Below are 15,327 nucleotides of genomic sequence, written 5' to 3'. Positions count from 1 at the left end.
GCAGCCAGGGCCACTAATCATTCAACAATCGGTAAGGCGCAGGAAAATCGCTGCCAGCTGTTCAATACCGACCTGATCCCGAGAGGTAAAACGCGCCAGCTTCGGGCTGTCCAGGTCCAGAACGCCGATTAGCCGTCCGTCCTTGACCAGCGGCACTACCAATTCGCTACTCGACGCGCTGTCACAGGCAATGTGCCCTGCAAAGGCGCGAACATCTTCCACCCGTTGTGTTTGCCGCGTGGCAGCAGCAGCGCCGCAAACACCACGCCCAAAGGGAATGCGTACACAGGCTATCTGCCCCTGGAAAGGCCCAAGCACCAATTCTTCATTGCGGTTGAGGTAGAAGCCGGCCCAGTTCAAGTCATCGAGCTGATTGAACAGGAACGCCGAAAACTGCGCAGCGTTGGCGATAAAGTCCCGCTCATCGGCCAACAACGATTCCAGTTGTGCGTAAAGCATGTCGTATCCATCAAGGCCGGTACCGGCCTGCTGCAAATCAATCATGGCTGACGTTCCAGCAATTTGAGGCCAACCCAATAGCGGGCGAACTGATACGCGCAACGGCCGTTGCGATTACCGCGACCGGTTGCCCAACGTACCGCGAGGATGTCCAGTGCTTCGTCACGTTGCCACGGCAAGCCGGCCTTGCTGGCCAGCTCACCGATCCAGTGCTCGACCACGTCGAGAAAGTGCTCCTGGTTGAACGGGTAAAACGACAGCCACAGGCCAAAACGATCAGACAGGGCGATCTTGTCTTCCACCGCTTCATTGGGGTGCAACTCGCCATCGACCATCTTCCAGTTTTCGTTGTCGCTCTGGTTTTCGGGGACCAGGTGGCGGCGGTTGGAAGTGGCGTACAGCAAGACGTTTTCCGGTGCCTGCTCCAGGGAGCCGTCGAGTACACTCTTGAGGATCCGGTAATCACTTTCGCCGGCCTCGAACGACAGGTCATCACAAAACAGCACAAAGCGTTGTGGCAATTTGACCAATTGCTCGACCACCCGTGGCAGGTCGGCCAGGTGATCTCGCTCGATTTCGATCAGGCGCAGGCCGGCCTTCGCATGCTGGGCCAGCAAGGCGCGCACCATCGAGGATTTACCGGTGCCGCGCGAGCCCCAGAGCAACGCATGGTTGGCCGGTAGGCCATCGAGAAACTGTTGGGTGTTACGGGCCAACTGTTCGCGCTGTTTGTCCACACCGATCAAGTCGGACAAGCGCATGTCCAGGCTGACTTCCAGCGGTAACAAGAAGCCACTGCGGCCTTCACGCTGCCAGCGGGCGGCCAGGCACTGATTCCAGTCAATGGACTGGCGAGGCGCCGGCAATAAAGGTTCCAGACGAGCGAGCACCGCATCGGCCCGCTCAAGAAAGGCATTCAATCGAGAATCCACGACTATTCCTCTGGCTAGTTCTTGTAAAAGATGGCGTATTGGAAGCCCTGACGCAGACCGCACAGGGCTGCACCTGAATAAATCGATTCATGCCGGGCAAGGCCGATAGCCTCTGATGTTCAGCTATGCTTGCCGGGCGAAGGGAAACGTAAAGTGGTTCAGCACCCGATGGATATCAAGTTCGCCCACCGCTTGTCTTATAAACAAGCCAGACTGACTGTGCTGGTCGGTTTCGTCTTGGGAACCTTGCTCAGCCTGATCCAAATCGGTATTGATTATGCCAGCGAAGACGCCTCCATCAACCGGGAAATACGCTCGCTGATTGAAATCAGCCATAACCCGGCCTCGCGCATCGCCTACAACATCGACGCCGAGCTGGCGCAAGAGCTGACGTTGGGCCTGTTGCACTCCCCTGCCATCACCCGTGCCCAACTGATCGACAACAACGCAACGGTACTGGCCGACGTTGATCGACCACGCAAGGAAAGCAGCTACCGCCCCATCAGTGACTTCCTGTTTGGCGCCAATCGCCAGTTCGAAGACCGGCTGTTCCTCGCCCACATGCCAACCGAATCCCTTGGCGTCTTGCGCCTCGACGTCGACACCTACGCATTCGGCAGCCGCTTTCTTCGGCGCGCCGAGATCACCCTGCTCAGCGGTTTTATCCGCAGCCTGATCCTGACCGGGATCCTGCTGGGATTGTTCTACGTGATGCTGACTCAGCCGCTGGTGCGGATCATCCGCGAGTTGAGTACCCGCAACCCGCGTGGCGCCGCCCAGAACCGCCTGGACTGCCCGCCAGGGCATGAGCACGACGAGATTGGCGTGTTGGTCAACGTCGCCAACCAACAGTTCGAAAACATGGAAGCCGAAATTCAGCAACGCCAGCAGGCCGAGGACCGTATAACCGAGTACCTCGGGCAACTGGAAAACATTGTTTCTGCCAGGACTACCGAGCTCAAGGGGATCAACCACCGGCTGAGCCAATCCAACGAAGAATTGGAAGCAGCGAAGATGACGGCCCTCGGTATGGCCCAGGCCCGTGCCGCCTTCCTGGCCAACATGAGTCACGAGATTCGCACGCCACTTAATGGGCTGCTGGGAATGATCGCCCTTTCCCTGGACAGCCCACTGAATGCCGAGCAGCGCCAACAGCTATCGATTGCCCATGACTCAGGCAAAGTCCTGGTGGAATTGCTCAACGACATTCTCGATATGTCCAAGTTCGATGCCGGCCAGCTTGAGCTGGAGACGATCCCGTTCGACCTTGGTTCGCTGGTGGAAGACACTGCCAATCTGTTCTCGCAAAACGCCGCGCCCAACGTCGAATTGACGTGCCTGATCGACCATCAGTTTCCCGCTCAGGTCATCGGCGATCCGACCCGGGTCAGGCAAATCGTCAGTAACCTGCTGTCCAACGCCTTGAAGTTCACCCGATTTGGTCGGGTCGATGTGCGTCTCAGTGCACGCAACGGTCGAGTCAGGGTCGAGGTCTGCGACACCGGTATCGGCATTGCTCAGGATGCCCAAGTGAGAATTTTCCAACCGTTCACCCAGGCCGGCGCTGGCATCACCCGCCAGTTTGGCGGCACGGGACTGGGGCTGGCGTTGACCCACAACCTTTGCAAAGCCATGCACGGCACCCTGAGCATCAACTCGCAAACCGGCTTTGGCAGCCAGTTCTGCGCTGACCTGCCTCTGCCCACCCATATACCTGTCGTGCGCCTGGCGCCCCTGACGGGCGAGGTGGTTGCCATTACCTCTGCCAGTAGCGGTCTGGCGGAGCTGCTGAACACCCTGTTGCCCAGTTGGGGGCTGACACCGCATTGTCGCACCATCGACGATGACTTGAGTGGGCTCAAACCTGACCTGCTGATCACCGATTGCGCCGAATGCCTGTTCCGCCTGCGCCCGGCGATTAGCGCACCGATCCTGCTGGTCACCGCCTATGGCAACTTCATGCCCAGCGAAGAAGTCGCCGCCCTGGCCCCTCTGCAACAACAGGCGCGGCCATTGAGCCGCAATGCGCTGTACCAGATCCTGCATCGCAACCTGCGCCCCGACACAAATATCGTCCTTGACCTTACCCAGCTGGAAACCGGCCCGATCACCCATAGGGCGCGCATCCTGCTGGTGGAAGACAATCCGGTCAATCAGCTGGTGGCCAAGGGCATGCTGAGCAAGCTCGGCTGTGAGGTGATCGTCGCGGCCCACGGTGGCGAGGCCCTCAAGTTGCTTGAAGAACAACGTTTCGACATGGTGTTGATGGACTGCAACATGCCGGTCATGGATGGCTACGAGGCAAGCCGGCAGATTCGCCGCAGCGGGCGCTGGCCGGAATTGCCAATCGTCGCGCTGACCGCCAACGCCCTGTCCGAAGAACGAGAGCGCTGCCGAGCCGCGGGAATGAATGACTATCTGGCCAAGCCTTTTCGACGGGAAGAACTCAACGGCCTGCTCGACCTTTGGGTGCCGACTACGACAAGTCTTTGATCTGCCTGAGCAACTGATCCAGGCCATGGCGCAAGGCATCTGCCTGACTCAGGTCGACGCCACTGTCACACAGCAAGCGAGCCTTTAGCGGTTGAACCCTGTCACGCAGGCGCCTGCCCGCCTCGGCAAGACTCAGGTGCACCTCACGTTCGTCGCTGGCACTGCGCTGACGCCTGACCAGGGCCAATTGCTCAAGGCGCTTGAGCAGCGGCGTCAATGTGCCGGAATCCAGTAACAGACGTTCGCCCAAAGCCTTGACCGTCGGCTGCGGTGGCGCCGCATCCTGCCATTCCCACAACACCAGCATCACCAGGTATTGCGGATAGGTCAGGCCCAACTGATCGAGCATCGGCTTGTAGGCCCGCGTCATCGCACGGGAGGCTGCGTACAGCTTAAAACACAACTGACTGTCGAGGGCCAGGGACTCGTTGGGCAGGTCGGTCATTTGAGCAACGCTTCGATCTCTTGGGTCAGTTCCTGAGGTTTAGTGGTGGGCGCGAAGCGCTTGACCACCTGGCCGTCACGGTCGATCAGGAACTTGGTGAAGTTCCACTTGATGCCCTTGGAACCCAGTAAGCCCGGCGCACGCTGTTTAAGTTGCACAAACAACGGATGAGCCTCGCCACCGTTTACATCGATCTTCTTGAACAGCGGGAAGCTGACACCGAAATTCAACTCGCAAAATTCGGAGATGGCACCTTCGTTGCCCGGCTCCTGCTTGCCAAACTGGTTACAAGGGAAGCCCAGCACCACTAGCCCCTGGTCCTTGTATTGCTGCCAGAGTTGCTCCAGGCCCTTGTATTGCGGGGTGAAACCGCACTTGCTGGCGGTATTGACCACGAGGATCGCCTTGCCGGAGAAATCGGCCAACGTCTTTTGCTCACCCTTTATGGTGGTGCAAGGGATGCTCAGCAGGTTGTCGCTCATGGCAGTGCCTCGAAAGAGATAAGGAGACCTAAAAGATAGTAGGCAATTCAATTGTGTGCAATTTAATTTTCCAGGCTTATACCTTCATATAGCCGCCCCTGCAGGCGCGAGTGCCTGCAGAGGGTTTACTGTCTAGCGCGGCACCAGATCCAGGCACACCGAATTGATGCAATAGCGCAAACCGGTCGGCGGCGGACCATCAGGGAACACATGACCCAGGTGAGCATCACACTTGGCGCAGGTGACTTCAGTGCGAACCATGCCGTGGCTGACGTCACGGATCTCGACCATTGCCTGCTCGGCAATCGGTTCGTAGAAGCTGGGCCAGCCGCAGCCTGAATCAAACTTGGCCTTCGAATCGAATAACGGTTCATTGCAGCAAATGCAGTGGTACACACCGTCGACCTTGGAGTCGTTGTACTTGCCGGAAAACGGCCGTTCGGTGCCCTTGAGGCGACAAACGTTGTACTGCTCTGGGTCGAGCATTGCCTTCCACTCATCAACGGTTTTCTGCAACTTTTCCATCGGTACACCTCGGCAACTGAAAAAGCCTGATCTGTGTCTTTTCCATGGATCAGGCGGCACGTATGATTGCGCCTCGTCAAAACGCCAGTCTGGCACCCGTTTTACCGGCATTCAAACGTATTTATGGGTGCGCCAGCGCAGGATTCCCAGCACGGTAGTGTCCACGCCGTCTGGATCGTTCATTTTCGGGATCACATCGCCATGCAGGTCAGCAAATCGAACAAGCTCGCCAACGTCTGCTACGACATTCGCGGCCCAGTGCTCAAGCACGCCAAACGCCTGGAAGAGGAAGGCCATCGCATCCTCAAGCTGAACATTGGCAACCCGGCGTCCTTTGGTTTCGAAGCGCCAGATGAAATCCTCCAGGACGTGATCCGCAACCTGCCCACCGCCCAGGGCTACAGTGACTCCAAGGGGTTGTTCAGCGCCCGCAAGGCGGTGATGCAGTACTACCAGCAAAAGCAGGTGGACGGCGTCGGCATCGAAGATATCTACCTGGGCAACGGTGTATCCGAGCTGATCGTGATGGCCACGCAGGCCTTGCTCAACAACGGTGACGAAGTGCTGGTACCAGCACCCGACTATCCGCTGTGGACTGCCGCCGTGACCCTGGCCGGCGGCCATCCAGTGCATTACCTGTGTGATGAACAAGCCAACTGGTGGCCGGACCTTGCGGACATCAAGGCCAAGATTACCCCCAACACCAAGGCATTGGTGATCATCAACCCGAACAACCCCACCGGCGCCGTCTATTCCAAGGAAGTGCTGCAGGGTATGCTCGAACTGGCTCGCCAGCACAATCTGGTGGTGTTCTCCGACGAGATCTACGACAAGATCCTCTACGACGATGCCGTGCACATCTGCACTGCATCCCTGGCGCCGGACCTGTTGTGCCTGACGTTCAACGGCCTTTCCAAATCCTACCGGGTGGCGGGTTTCCGTTCCGGCTGGGTGGCCATCTCCGGGCCCAAGCACAACGCGCAAAGCTACATCGAAGGCATCGACATGCTGGCCAACATGCGCCTGTGCGCCAACGTGCCAAGCCAGCACGCGATCCAGACCGCCCTCGGTGGCTACCAGAGCATCAATGACCTAGTGCTGCCGGCCGGTCGCCTGCTGGAACAGCGTAACCGCACCTGGGAACTGCTCAACGACATTCCCGGCGTCAGTTGCGTCAAACCCATGGGCGCCCTGTATGCCTTCCCGCGGATCGACCCGAAAGTCTGCCCGATCCACAACGATGAAAAGTTCGTCCTCGACCTGCTGCTGTCGGAAAAACTGCTGGTGGTCCAGGGCACGGCGTTCAACTGGCCGTGGCCCGATCACTTCCGCGTGGTGACTTTGCCGCGCGTGGATGACCTGGACATGGCCATAGGTCGAATTGGCAACTTCCTGAAGTCCTATCGCCAGTAATGAATTTTTCCACTGTACGACTCACTTAAGGTCGTACAGCGATTATCTGGCAACACATCTGTGCCTGACACGGGCGCAGGCATTTATAGCCCCCACCTCGCCCCTCTGGTCGCGCACTCGCCAATAACCATGGGGCTGAGCGGGGATTTTCACCGACCTGCAAACTCGGAAATCCCCTTCAAAGCTTTACATTCAGGCTGTAGGACACAGTTTGAAATAGTCGCCCGGTTGAATAGCCCAGTGCCGCACCTTATATACCCCGCAGTACGCAACACATTAAGCATGAGGAGAATTCTACAACCATGATGCGCATCCTGCTGTTCTTGGCCACTAACCTGGCGGTCGTGCTGATTGCCAGCATCACCCTGAGCCTTTTCGGCTTCAACGGGTTCATGGCGGCCAACGGGGTTGATCTGAACCTCAATCAGCTGCTGGTTTTCTGTGCGGTTTTTGGTTTCGCCGGGTCGATTTTCTCGCTGTTCATCTCCAAGTGGATGGCGAAGATGAGCACCAGTACCCAGATCATCACTCAGCCGCGTACGCGGCATGAGCAATGGCTGATGCAAACCGTCGAGCAATTGTCCCGCGAAGCCGGAATCAAGATGCCCGAGGTCGGGATCTTCCCGGCCTATGAAGCCAACGCGTTTGCCACGGGCTGGAACAAGAACGATGCTCTTGTTGCCGTCAGCCAGGGCTTGCTGGAGCGTTTCTCGCCCGATGAAGTGAAGGCCGTGCTGGCCCACGAAATCGGTCACGTGGCCAACGGTGACATGGTCACCCTGGCGCTGGTACAAGGCGTGGTGAACACCTTCGTAATGTTCTTCGCGCGCATCATCGGCAACTTCGTCGACAAGGTCATTTTCAAGAATGAAGGCGGCCAGGGTATTGCCTACTACGTGGCAACCATCTTCGCCGAACTGGTACTGGGCTTCCTCGCCAGCTCGATCGTGATGTGGTTTTCGCGCAAACGGGAATTTCGCGCTGACGAAGCGGGTGCCCGCCTGGCCGGCGCCAATGCGATGATCGGTGCCCTGCAACGCCTGCGCTCCGAACAGGGTCTGCCGGTGCATATGCCCAACACCCTGACCGCCTTCGGCATCAACGGTGGCGTCAAGCAAGGCCTGGCTCGCATGTTCATGAGCCACCCGCCACTGGAAGAGCGTATCGACGCCTTGCGTCGTCGGGGCTAACGAGTTGGTAGCAACACAGAAAGGGGCGATTGGATCGCCCCTTTTTTTGTGGGTGCCTCTTCAGCCCTTGGCCAACCGGTAAACCCGCTCATCCAGTCGCGTGACACCGTCTTGCAAGAACTTCCAACTCTCTCCCAGAATGTCCTGCTCATCAAGAACGTCCAGCTGCCAGTGTTGCCCCAACAGCAACCGTACTTCTTCGTCAGGCACTGCAAACGGCGGCCCGGCCTTCTGCGCCTGCTCATAGTCGAGGGTGATCAATAGGCCCTGGCAACCTCGGGCCAGGATGCTGTTCAGGTGCGCGGCATACTGCTCACGCATCAACGGAGGCAAGGCTATCATCGCCGCACGGTCATAAAACGCTGTGCACTCGGCCACGTCCCCCTCATCCAAAGCGAAGAAATCACCGCACCACAGCTCAATAGATCCCGCCTGATAAACCCTGAACAACCCCCTCTGACTGATTTGCGGTGTGAGCCCCTGCTCACTGAAAAAGCCTTCAATGGCCGTTTCCGACAGCTCCACGCCGATAACTTGATGACCCTGACTGGCCAGCCACGCCAGGTCCAGGCTTTTACCGCACAACGGCACCAGCACTCGCGCCCCGCTCATCAAGACCAATGCGGGCCAGTGGCGCTGCAGGTAAGGATTCACCTCGGGCAAATGAAAGCCAATCTGATTGCGTGCCCAGCGCTCATGCCAAAACTTGGGATCCATGAATCACCCTGAAAATTCGATCAAATAGGACTAAAACTTATATTAGATTTAGATCAATGATCTGATTGAAGATGGCACCATCTTAACCTCAGGACCGCTCTCATGCTCCCCAGCCTGTTTATCTCTCACGGTTCACCCATGCTCGCCCTGCAACCGGGCGCCAGCGGTCCGGCCTTGGCGCGGCTGGCGGCCGAGTTACCGCGCCCCAAGGCAATTGTCGTGGTGTCGGCGCACTGGGAAAGCCAGGACCTGTTGGTCAGCGGCAGTCCGGCTCCAGAAACCTGGCACGACTTCGGCGGCTTCCCCGCGGAACTGTTTGCCGTGCAATACCCGGCGCCCGGCCAACCGCAGTTGGCAGTACAAATTGTCAACTTGCTCCAGAAGGATGGTTTGGATGTGATGATCGACACCAAACGTCCATTCGACCATGGCGCCTGGGTGCCGCTGTCGCTGATGTACCCCGATGCCGATATTCCGGTGCTGCAAGTCTCGCTGCCCACTCGCCTCGGTCCTGCCCTGCAAACCCGAGTTGGCCATGCGCTCGCCAGCCTGCGCGAGCAAGGCGTGCTGCTGATCGGCTCCGGCAGCATTACCCATAACCTTGGCGAGCTGGATTGGCACGCCGGGCCGGAAAGTATTGAACCCTGGGCTCGGGACTTTCGCGATTGGGTTGTGGAGAAGCTTGCAGCCGGTGATGAAGCCGCATTGCACGACTATCGTCGCCAGGCACCCAATGCAGTACGCAGTCATCCCAGCGATGAGCATTTGTTGCCGTTGTATTTTGCACGGGACGCAGGCGGGCAATTCAGCGTTGCTCACCAAGGCTTCACCATGGGGGCGCTGGGAATGGATATCTATCGATTTGGCTAGCTCAAACTTCAGGCATAAAAAATCCCCGAACCAGTCGGGGATTTTTTATGTTCGATCAATCAGCTCAAGAGCGGATCAATCTTCGCGATAGCGACGCAGCTTGAGCTGCTTACCGGCAACACGAGTGTCCTTCAGCTTGGTCAGCAGTTTTTCCAGACCATCTTCCGGCAGCTCCACCAGGGAGAAGCTGTCACGCACCTGGATGCGACCGATAGCTTCACGTGCCAGGCCACCCTCATTGAGGATAGCGCCCAGCAGGTTCTTGGCAGCGATACCATCACGCGCACCCAGCGCGGTACGGCAGCGAGCACGGCCTTCAGCCAATGGAACCGGAGCACGACGCTCACGATCACCACGGTCCGGACGATCACCGGTACGCTCTGGACGATCACCGCGCGGAGCGTTGTTCGGTACCAGTGGACGATCTTTCTCGATGGCAGCCAGGGTCAGTGCTTGACCGTTGGTAGCCTTGCGCAGCAGGGCTGCAGCCAGGGCACGTGGGGTGCAACCGATATCGGCAGTCAGGCGGTCCAGCAGATCACCGTGGGTCGATTCAGCGTCAGCCACCAGCGGCGACAGGCTGTTGGTCAGTTTCTTGATGCGAGCATCGAGAACGGCCTGGGCATCCGGCAGGCGGACTTCGGCAACTTTCTGACCGGTAACACGCTCGATCACTTGCAGCATGCGGCGCTCACGCGGAGTCACCAACAGCAGTGCACGACCTTCGCGACCGGCACGGCCAGTACGGCCGATACGGTGAACGTAGGATTCCGGATCGTACGGCATGTCAACGTTGAACACGTGAGTGATGCGCGGAACGTCCAGGCCACGAGCGGCAACGTCGGTCGCCACAACGATGTCCAGACGGCCATCCTTGAGGGATTCGATCACGCGTTCACGTTGGTTCTGGGCAATGTCACCGTTCAGCGCAGCGGCTTTGTAGCCTTTGGCTTCCAGGGCACTGGCCAGGTCCAGGGTCGCTTGCTTGGTGCGCACGAACATGATCAGGGCATCGAAGTCTTCGACTTCCAGCAGGCTCAATACAGCCGAGGTCTTCTGGTCAGCGTGAACCAACAGGTGAGCCTGTTCGATCGCGGTAACGGTCTGAGTCTTGGTCTGGATCTTCACGTGCTGCGGATCGCGCAGATGGCGTTCGGCAATGGCACGGATCGACTGCGGCAGAGTCGCCGAGAACAATACGGTCTGACGGGTCGCTGGCAGAGCCTTGAAGATGACTTCCAGGTCGTCCATGAAGCCCAGCTTGAGCATTTCGTCAGCTTCGTCGAGAACCAGATGGTTCACGGTCGACAGGACTTTTTCGTCGCGACGCAGGTGGTCGCACAGACGGCCCGGAGTGGCGACAACGATCTGTGCGCCGTTACGGATTGCTTTCAGTTGTGGGCCCATAGGCGCGCCGCCGTAAACGGCCACAACGGTTACGCCTGGCATTTGCTTGGCGTAGGTTTCGAAAGCAGTTGCTACTTGCAGCGCCAACTCACGGGTTGGCGCCAGGATCAGGGCTTGCGGCTCGCGCTTGGCAGGATCGATGCAGTGCAGGATTGGCAGAGCGAACGCGGCGGTTTTACCCGTACCGGTTTGCGCCTGGCCAATCATGTCTTGGCCGGCCATGATGATCGGGATCGATTGATACTGAATCGCCGAAGGTTCTTCGTAGCCGGTCGCAATGACGGCAGCAAGAATGTTCGGGTTAAGATTAAAAGCGGCGAAGCCGCCGGTTTCCTGGGTCATGGGTCTGCCTCTAAGTGCATCCGCAAAGACCCATGCTCCAAAGCTGCGCATGCCGTGTTGAGACTCAAGAGTCGCCCTGGCTGCTTTGTCGGCGGGGATTTGCGAAAACGAATGAATGAAAAAGATTCGTCAAGGAAGAGTCCGCTGTACGGACGAGCAGCCGAAGCTGACTTCGGGGAATTGCGCTACCTAAACGCGGCCCGGTTAAAGGCCGGCGCGCACTATACCGGAAATACCTGAAAAAGGGAGCTTTTTTTATCGAAAAAACCCGTTGAACTGCTCTGTGTCACAGGCTTTGCACATCCTTGCAGTAGCGTCTATTTTTCAAAGACCCGGCCCTGCTGGTCATGACGCTTAAACGGTTCACTTTTCGCAGCGGGCCCTTCGGTCCGAAACTACCCTTCGCGCCCGAGGACTCACCCATGAATCAAGCCAGCAGCAGCCGCGTCAGCCGTGAACAGCAGGGTCACGTCCTGCTTCTGGGCCTGGATCGCGTGGCCAAGCGCAATGCCTTCGACCTCGACCTGCTGAACGAGCTGAGCCTGGCCTATGGTGAATTTGATCGTAACGACGAGGCGCGAGTAGCCATCGTCTTCGGCCACGGCGACCACTTCACTGCCGGCCTGGACCTGGCCAATGTCGCCCATGCCATGGCCCAGGGCTGGCAACCGCCGCTGGGTGGTTGCGACCCGTGGGGTGTGTTCGCCGGGCCACGGGTCAGCAAACCGGTGATTGTCGCCGCCCAGGGTTATTGCCTGACCATTGGCATCGAATTGATGCTGGCAGCGGATATCAACCTGTGCGCCAGCAATACCCGCTTTGCGCAGATGGAAGTGCAACGTGGGATCTTTCCTTTTGGTGGCGCGACGCTGCGCTTCCATCAAATCGCCGGCTGGGGCAATGCCATGCGCTGGTTGCTTACCGGCGATGAATTCGATGCCCATGAAGCGCTGCGCCTAGGCCTGGTGCAGGAAGTCATGGCCAGCGAAGACCTGTTACCCAGGGCGCTGGCGCTGGCCAATCGCATCGCACGGCAAGCGCCGCTGGGGGTGCAGGCCACCTTGATGTCGGCGCGCCAAACCCGCATCGAGGGTGAAACGGCCGCTGCTGCCGGGTTGCCGGTGCTGGTGGAAAAACTGCTTAACAGTGAAGACGCCAAGGAAGGTGTTCGAGCGATGATCGAAAAACGACCGGGGGTGTTCAAAGGCTGTTGATGACTGACACAAGTGCCCAACCTCAGGTCGCTGGCCGAATCGCCTTGATCAACGATTGCAACGAATACCCCAGTCGCGGCGCCAGCGCTTCGGCGCGGGCAGCCAGTGCATCTCGGTCCAGCTCCTGATCCAGGTCCGCCGGCACGATCAGGATCACATTGCCCTCCTTCACCGGCAGCTCCCAGTAGTGCCGGTGATAAAGCCCGCGCAGCAAAGCGGCGCCCAACGGCTTGCCGTCATCGGTGGCCCACTGGTTGATGATCAGCCAGCCACCAGGATTGAGGTGCTTCTGGCAGTTTTCCAGGAAGGTCCAGGCCAGATGCCCGACACCCGGACCAAGGTCGGTATACAGGTCGACGAAAATCAAGTCCGCCGGCTCCGCGGTTTCCAGCAATTGCAGAGCGTCGCCCACACGGATATATAACCGCGGATCATCATCCAGGCCTAAAAATTCGATGGCCAGGCGCGGTACATCTGGACGCAGCTCAATGGCTTCGACATCGTCCAGCGGCAGGAACTTGAGGCACGCCTGAGTCAGGGTTCCGGCACCAAGCCCGAGGAACAACGCACTTTCCGGCTGTTCATGACACAGCGCACCGACAAGCATGGCGCGGGTGTAGTCGTACTCCAGCCAGCTGGGGTCAGCAGTGAACACGCAACTCTGCTCAATGGCGTCACCAAATTCAAGAAAGCGGTAATCGGCCACTTCCAATACACGGATCATGCCGAAGTCATCATGGACTTCGGCCAGCAGGCGCTCGACGCGCTCCTCAGTCATCTCATCTCCTAACGGCTACCAGGCAATAACCTGGGCACCAGATCAATCCAGCCGCCTGAGCCCAAGCGGGAAAGGCGCGATTGTCCGCGAACCGGCGCCAACAGGTCACGCACTAATTGCTGATAACATGGCAACCCGACCGTAAATCACTCGAGTTCATGATGAGCCAACCCTGGAGCCCCGATAGCTGGCGCGCCCTGCCGATCCAGCAACAACCCCACTACCCTGACGCTGCGCACTTGCTGCAGGTCGAGCAAAGCCTTGCCAGCTATCCGCCGCTGGTGTTCGCTGGTGAAGCCCGTGAGTTGCGCCGTCAGTTTGCCGAGGTTACCCAGGGTCGCGCTTTCCTGCTGCAGGGCGGCGATTGCGCCGAGAGTTTTGCCGAGTTCTCGGCGGCGAAAATCCGCGACACGTTTAAAGTGCTGCTGCAGATGGCCATTGTCATGACCTTCGCCGCCGGCTGCCCAGTGGTGAAAGTCGGGCGCATGGCCGGTCAGTTTGCCAAGCCGCGCTCGGCCAACGATGAAACCATCGACGGCGTCACGCTGCCGGCCTACCGTGGCGATATCGTCAACGGTATTGGCTTCGATAAAAAAAGCCGCGTGCCGGACCCGGACCGCCTGTTGCAGTCCTACCATCAATCCACCGCCACCCTGAACCTGCTGCGGGCCTTTGCCCAGGGCGGTTTTGCCGACCTGCACCAGGTGCATAAGTGGAACCTGGACTTCATCGCCAATTCAGCCCTGGCCGAGAAGTACAGCCAGTTGGCCAACCGCATCGATGAAACACTGGCCTTCATGCGTGCCTGCGGCATGGACAGCTCACCGCAATTGCGCGAGACCAGTTTTTTCACCGCCCACGAAGCGTTGCTGCTCAACTACGAGCAAGCATTTGTCCGTCGCGACAGCCTGACCAACGATTACTACGACTGCTCGGCCCATATGCTATGGATCGGCGATCGCACCCGCCAACTCGACGGCGCCCATGTCGAATTCCTGCGCGGGGTGAACAACCCGATCGGGGTCAAGGTCGGCCCGAGCATGAACCCGGACGACCTGATTCGCCTGATCGACATCCTCAACCCGGACAACGACCCCGGCCGCCTGAACCTGATTGCGCGCATGGGTGCCAACAAGGTAGGCGATCACCTGCCCAACTTGATCCGCGCGGTGCAGCGCGAAGGCAAGCAAGTGCTGTGGAGTAGCGATCCAATGCACGGCAACACCATCAAGGCCAGCAGCGGCTACAAGACCCGGGATTTTGCGCAGATCCTCAGTGAGGTGAAGGAGTTCTTCCAGGTCCATGAAGCCGAAGGGACTTACGCCGGCGGGATTCATATCGAGATGACCGGGCAGAACGTCACCGAGTGCATCGGCGGGGCGCGGCCGATTACGGAAGATGGTTTGTCGGACCGCTACCACACCCATTGCGACCCACGGATGAATGCCGATCAGTCGCTGGAGTTGGCGTTTTTGATTGCCGAGACGTTGAAGCAGGTGAAAAGGTAAGGTTTTTTTGTTGCCTGATTAGGCACCTACACATCTCTTGAAGTTGCTGATGGCTGGGGGGTAGGTTCGGTTCTACGGGGCTATTGGGTACATATCCGTTATTTTCGTCAGGGCGGCTTGGGGTTACGCCCTTACGGCGTGTCACTTTCGAAAAGCGCGAAAGTAACCAAAGCGCTCTTGCCCCACCACTTGGTGCCTCGCTAGGGCTCGGCATGCCCTCTCTCCGGTATTGCTCCGTGGGCCGCCGCGATGGGCCATCCTTGGCCCAGCGCGGCTAAACCGGCGTCCTGCCGGTTTACCCACGGATCAATACCTGCGTTCAGCCATCGTGGTTAACGGGGCGCCTTAGATCAAGATCAAAAGCAAAAGCACGGCGGCCTGGTAGCCGACCTGAGTGGTGAAAAGCAAGAGCGGACCCCATGCCTCCTGTAGATACTCTGTTCACGGTCAAGCTTTCGCGAGATGTTTTTCGCTAAAAAGCTTGGCCGTATTAAATTCTTCTCCGGAACGCATGCACGCCCACAACCCAGTCAGGTATTTACGCATCACCGC

14 protein-coding genes are annotated in these 15,327 nt (G+C 58.6%); 6 read left to right on the top strand and 8 right to left on the bottom strand.

Features of this window, described 5'->3' with window-relative positions; genetic code table 11:
- Positions 1-21: 21 nt before the first annotated feature.
- Together FQ182_RS21850 and FQ182_RS21845 are read right to left on the bottom strand one after the other, a co-directional pair.
- Positions 22-504 (bottom strand): GAF domain-containing protein, encoded by a 483-nt coding sequence (locus tag FQ182_RS21850; protein ID WP_149414158.1) that lies wholly within the window; start codon positions 502-504, stop codon positions 22-24.
- Complete coding sequence (locus FQ182_RS21845) at positions 501-1,391, bottom strand: ATP-binding protein (RefSeq protein ID WP_149414159.1); 891 nt, start codon at positions 1,389-1,391, stop codon at positions 501-503. The genes FQ182_RS21850 and FQ182_RS21845 overlap by 4 nt, the downstream gene beginning before the upstream one ends.
- A 168-nt stretch (positions 1,392-1,559) precedes the next feature.
- On the opposite strand from FQ182_RS21845, the gene FQ182_RS21840 reads away from it, so the two are divergent.
- Positions 1,560-3,884 carry a response regulator gene (locus tag FQ182_RS21840; RefSeq protein ID WP_149414174.1) on the top strand — a complete coding sequence of 775 codons (2,325 nt, stop codon included), beginning with the start codon at positions 1,560-1,562 and terminating at the stop codon, positions 3,882-3,884.
- Here FQ182_RS21840 and FQ182_RS21835 read toward each other — a convergent pair.
- The 3 genes from FQ182_RS21835 to msrB all read right to left on the bottom strand — a co-directional run bounded on the left by FQ182_RS21835 (position 3,868) and on the right by msrB (position 5,336).
- A complete protein-coding gene (locus FQ182_RS21835; RefSeq protein ID WP_149414160.1) occupies positions 3,868-4,329 on the bottom strand; it encodes a MarR family winged helix-turn-helix transcriptional regulator in 462 nt (153 codons plus the stop codon). The two genes, FQ182_RS21840 and FQ182_RS21835, sit on opposite strands and share 17 nt — an antisense overlap.
- Positions 4,326-4,811: a glutathione peroxidase gene (locus FQ182_RS21830; protein WP_149414161.1), complete on the bottom strand. Its 486-nt coding sequence runs from the start codon at positions 4,809-4,811 to the stop codon at positions 4,326-4,328. The genes FQ182_RS21835 and FQ182_RS21830 overlap by 4 nt, the downstream gene beginning before the upstream one ends.
- A gap of 132 nt (positions 4,812-4,943) precedes the next feature.
- Entirely contained in the window at positions 4,944-5,336 is a 393-nt protein-coding gene (gene msrB, locus FQ182_RS21825; protein WP_149414162.1) for a peptide-methionine (R)-S-oxide reductase MsrB, read from the bottom strand.
- A 201-nt stretch (positions 5,337-5,537) separates the two neighbouring features.
- Between msrB and FQ182_RS21820 the strand changes: the two genes are divergently transcribed.
- Both FQ182_RS21820 and htpX read left to right on the top strand, forming a co-directional pair.
- On the top strand, positions 5,538-6,749 hold the full coding sequence (locus tag FQ182_RS21820) for a pyridoxal phosphate-dependent aminotransferase (protein ID WP_149414163.1): 1,212 nt from the start codon (positions 5,538-5,540) through the stop codon (positions 6,747-6,749).
- A gap of 302 nt (positions 6,750-7,051) precedes the next feature.
- A complete protein-coding gene (htpX, locus tag FQ182_RS21815) occupies positions 7,052-7,939 on the top strand; it encodes a protease HtpX (RefSeq protein ID WP_149414164.1) in 888 nt (295 codons plus the stop codon).
- A gap of 60 nt (positions 7,940-7,999) precedes the next feature.
- Here the strand turns inward: htpX and FQ182_RS21810 are convergent, their stop codons facing one another.
- Positions 8,000-8,656 carry a thiopurine S-methyltransferase gene (locus FQ182_RS21810; protein ID WP_149414165.1) on the bottom strand — a complete coding sequence of 219 codons (657 nt, stop codon included), beginning with the start codon at positions 8,654-8,656 and terminating at the stop codon, positions 8,000-8,002.
- 102 nt (positions 8,657-8,758) lie between these two features.
- Between FQ182_RS21810 and FQ182_RS21805 the strand changes: the two genes are divergently transcribed.
- Complete coding sequence (locus FQ182_RS21805; RefSeq protein ID WP_149414166.1) at positions 8,759-9,526, top strand: class III extradiol ring-cleavage dioxygenase; 768 nt, start codon at positions 8,759-8,761, stop codon at positions 9,524-9,526.
- 75 nt (positions 9,527-9,601) lie between these two features.
- Here the strand turns inward: FQ182_RS21805 and FQ182_RS21800 are convergent, their stop codons facing one another.
- Positions 9,602-11,275 (bottom strand): DEAD/DEAH box helicase, encoded by a 1,674-nt coding sequence (locus FQ182_RS21800; protein WP_149414167.1) that lies wholly within the window; start codon positions 11,273-11,275, stop codon positions 9,602-9,604.
- Positions 11,276-11,697: 422 nt separating this feature from the next.
- Between FQ182_RS21800 and FQ182_RS21795 the strand changes: the two genes are divergently transcribed.
- On the top strand, positions 11,698-12,489 hold the full coding sequence (locus FQ182_RS21795; RefSeq protein WP_149414168.1) for a crotonase/enoyl-CoA hydratase family protein: 792 nt from the start codon (positions 11,698-11,700) through the stop codon (positions 12,487-12,489).
- A gap of 22 nt (positions 12,490-12,511) precedes the next feature.
- Here the strand turns inward: FQ182_RS21795 and FQ182_RS21790 are convergent, their stop codons facing one another.
- Entirely contained in the window at positions 12,512-13,267 is a 756-nt protein-coding gene (locus FQ182_RS21790; protein ID WP_149414169.1) for a spermidine synthase, read from the bottom strand.
- A 161-nt stretch (positions 13,268-13,428) separates the two neighbouring features.
- On the opposite strand from FQ182_RS21790, the gene FQ182_RS21785 reads away from it, so the two are divergent.
- The gene (locus FQ182_RS21785; protein WP_149414170.1) at positions 13,429-14,775 is read left to right on the top strand and encodes a class II 3-deoxy-7-phosphoheptulonate synthase; all 1,347 of its coding nucleotides are present in this window, start codon (positions 13,429-13,431) and stop codon (positions 14,773-14,775) included.
- The last annotated feature ends 552 nt before the right edge of the window (positions 14,776-15,327 follow it).

Origin of the sequence: Pseudomonas sp. ANT_H4 (genome assembly GCF_008369295.1) — a bacterium.
Taxonomy (GTDB): Bacteria; Pseudomonadota; Gammaproteobacteria; order Pseudomonadales; family Pseudomonadaceae; genus Aquipseudomonas.
Note: the sequence above shows the minus strand (reverse complement) of the source record. Positions and strands in the feature narration are given on the sequence as shown.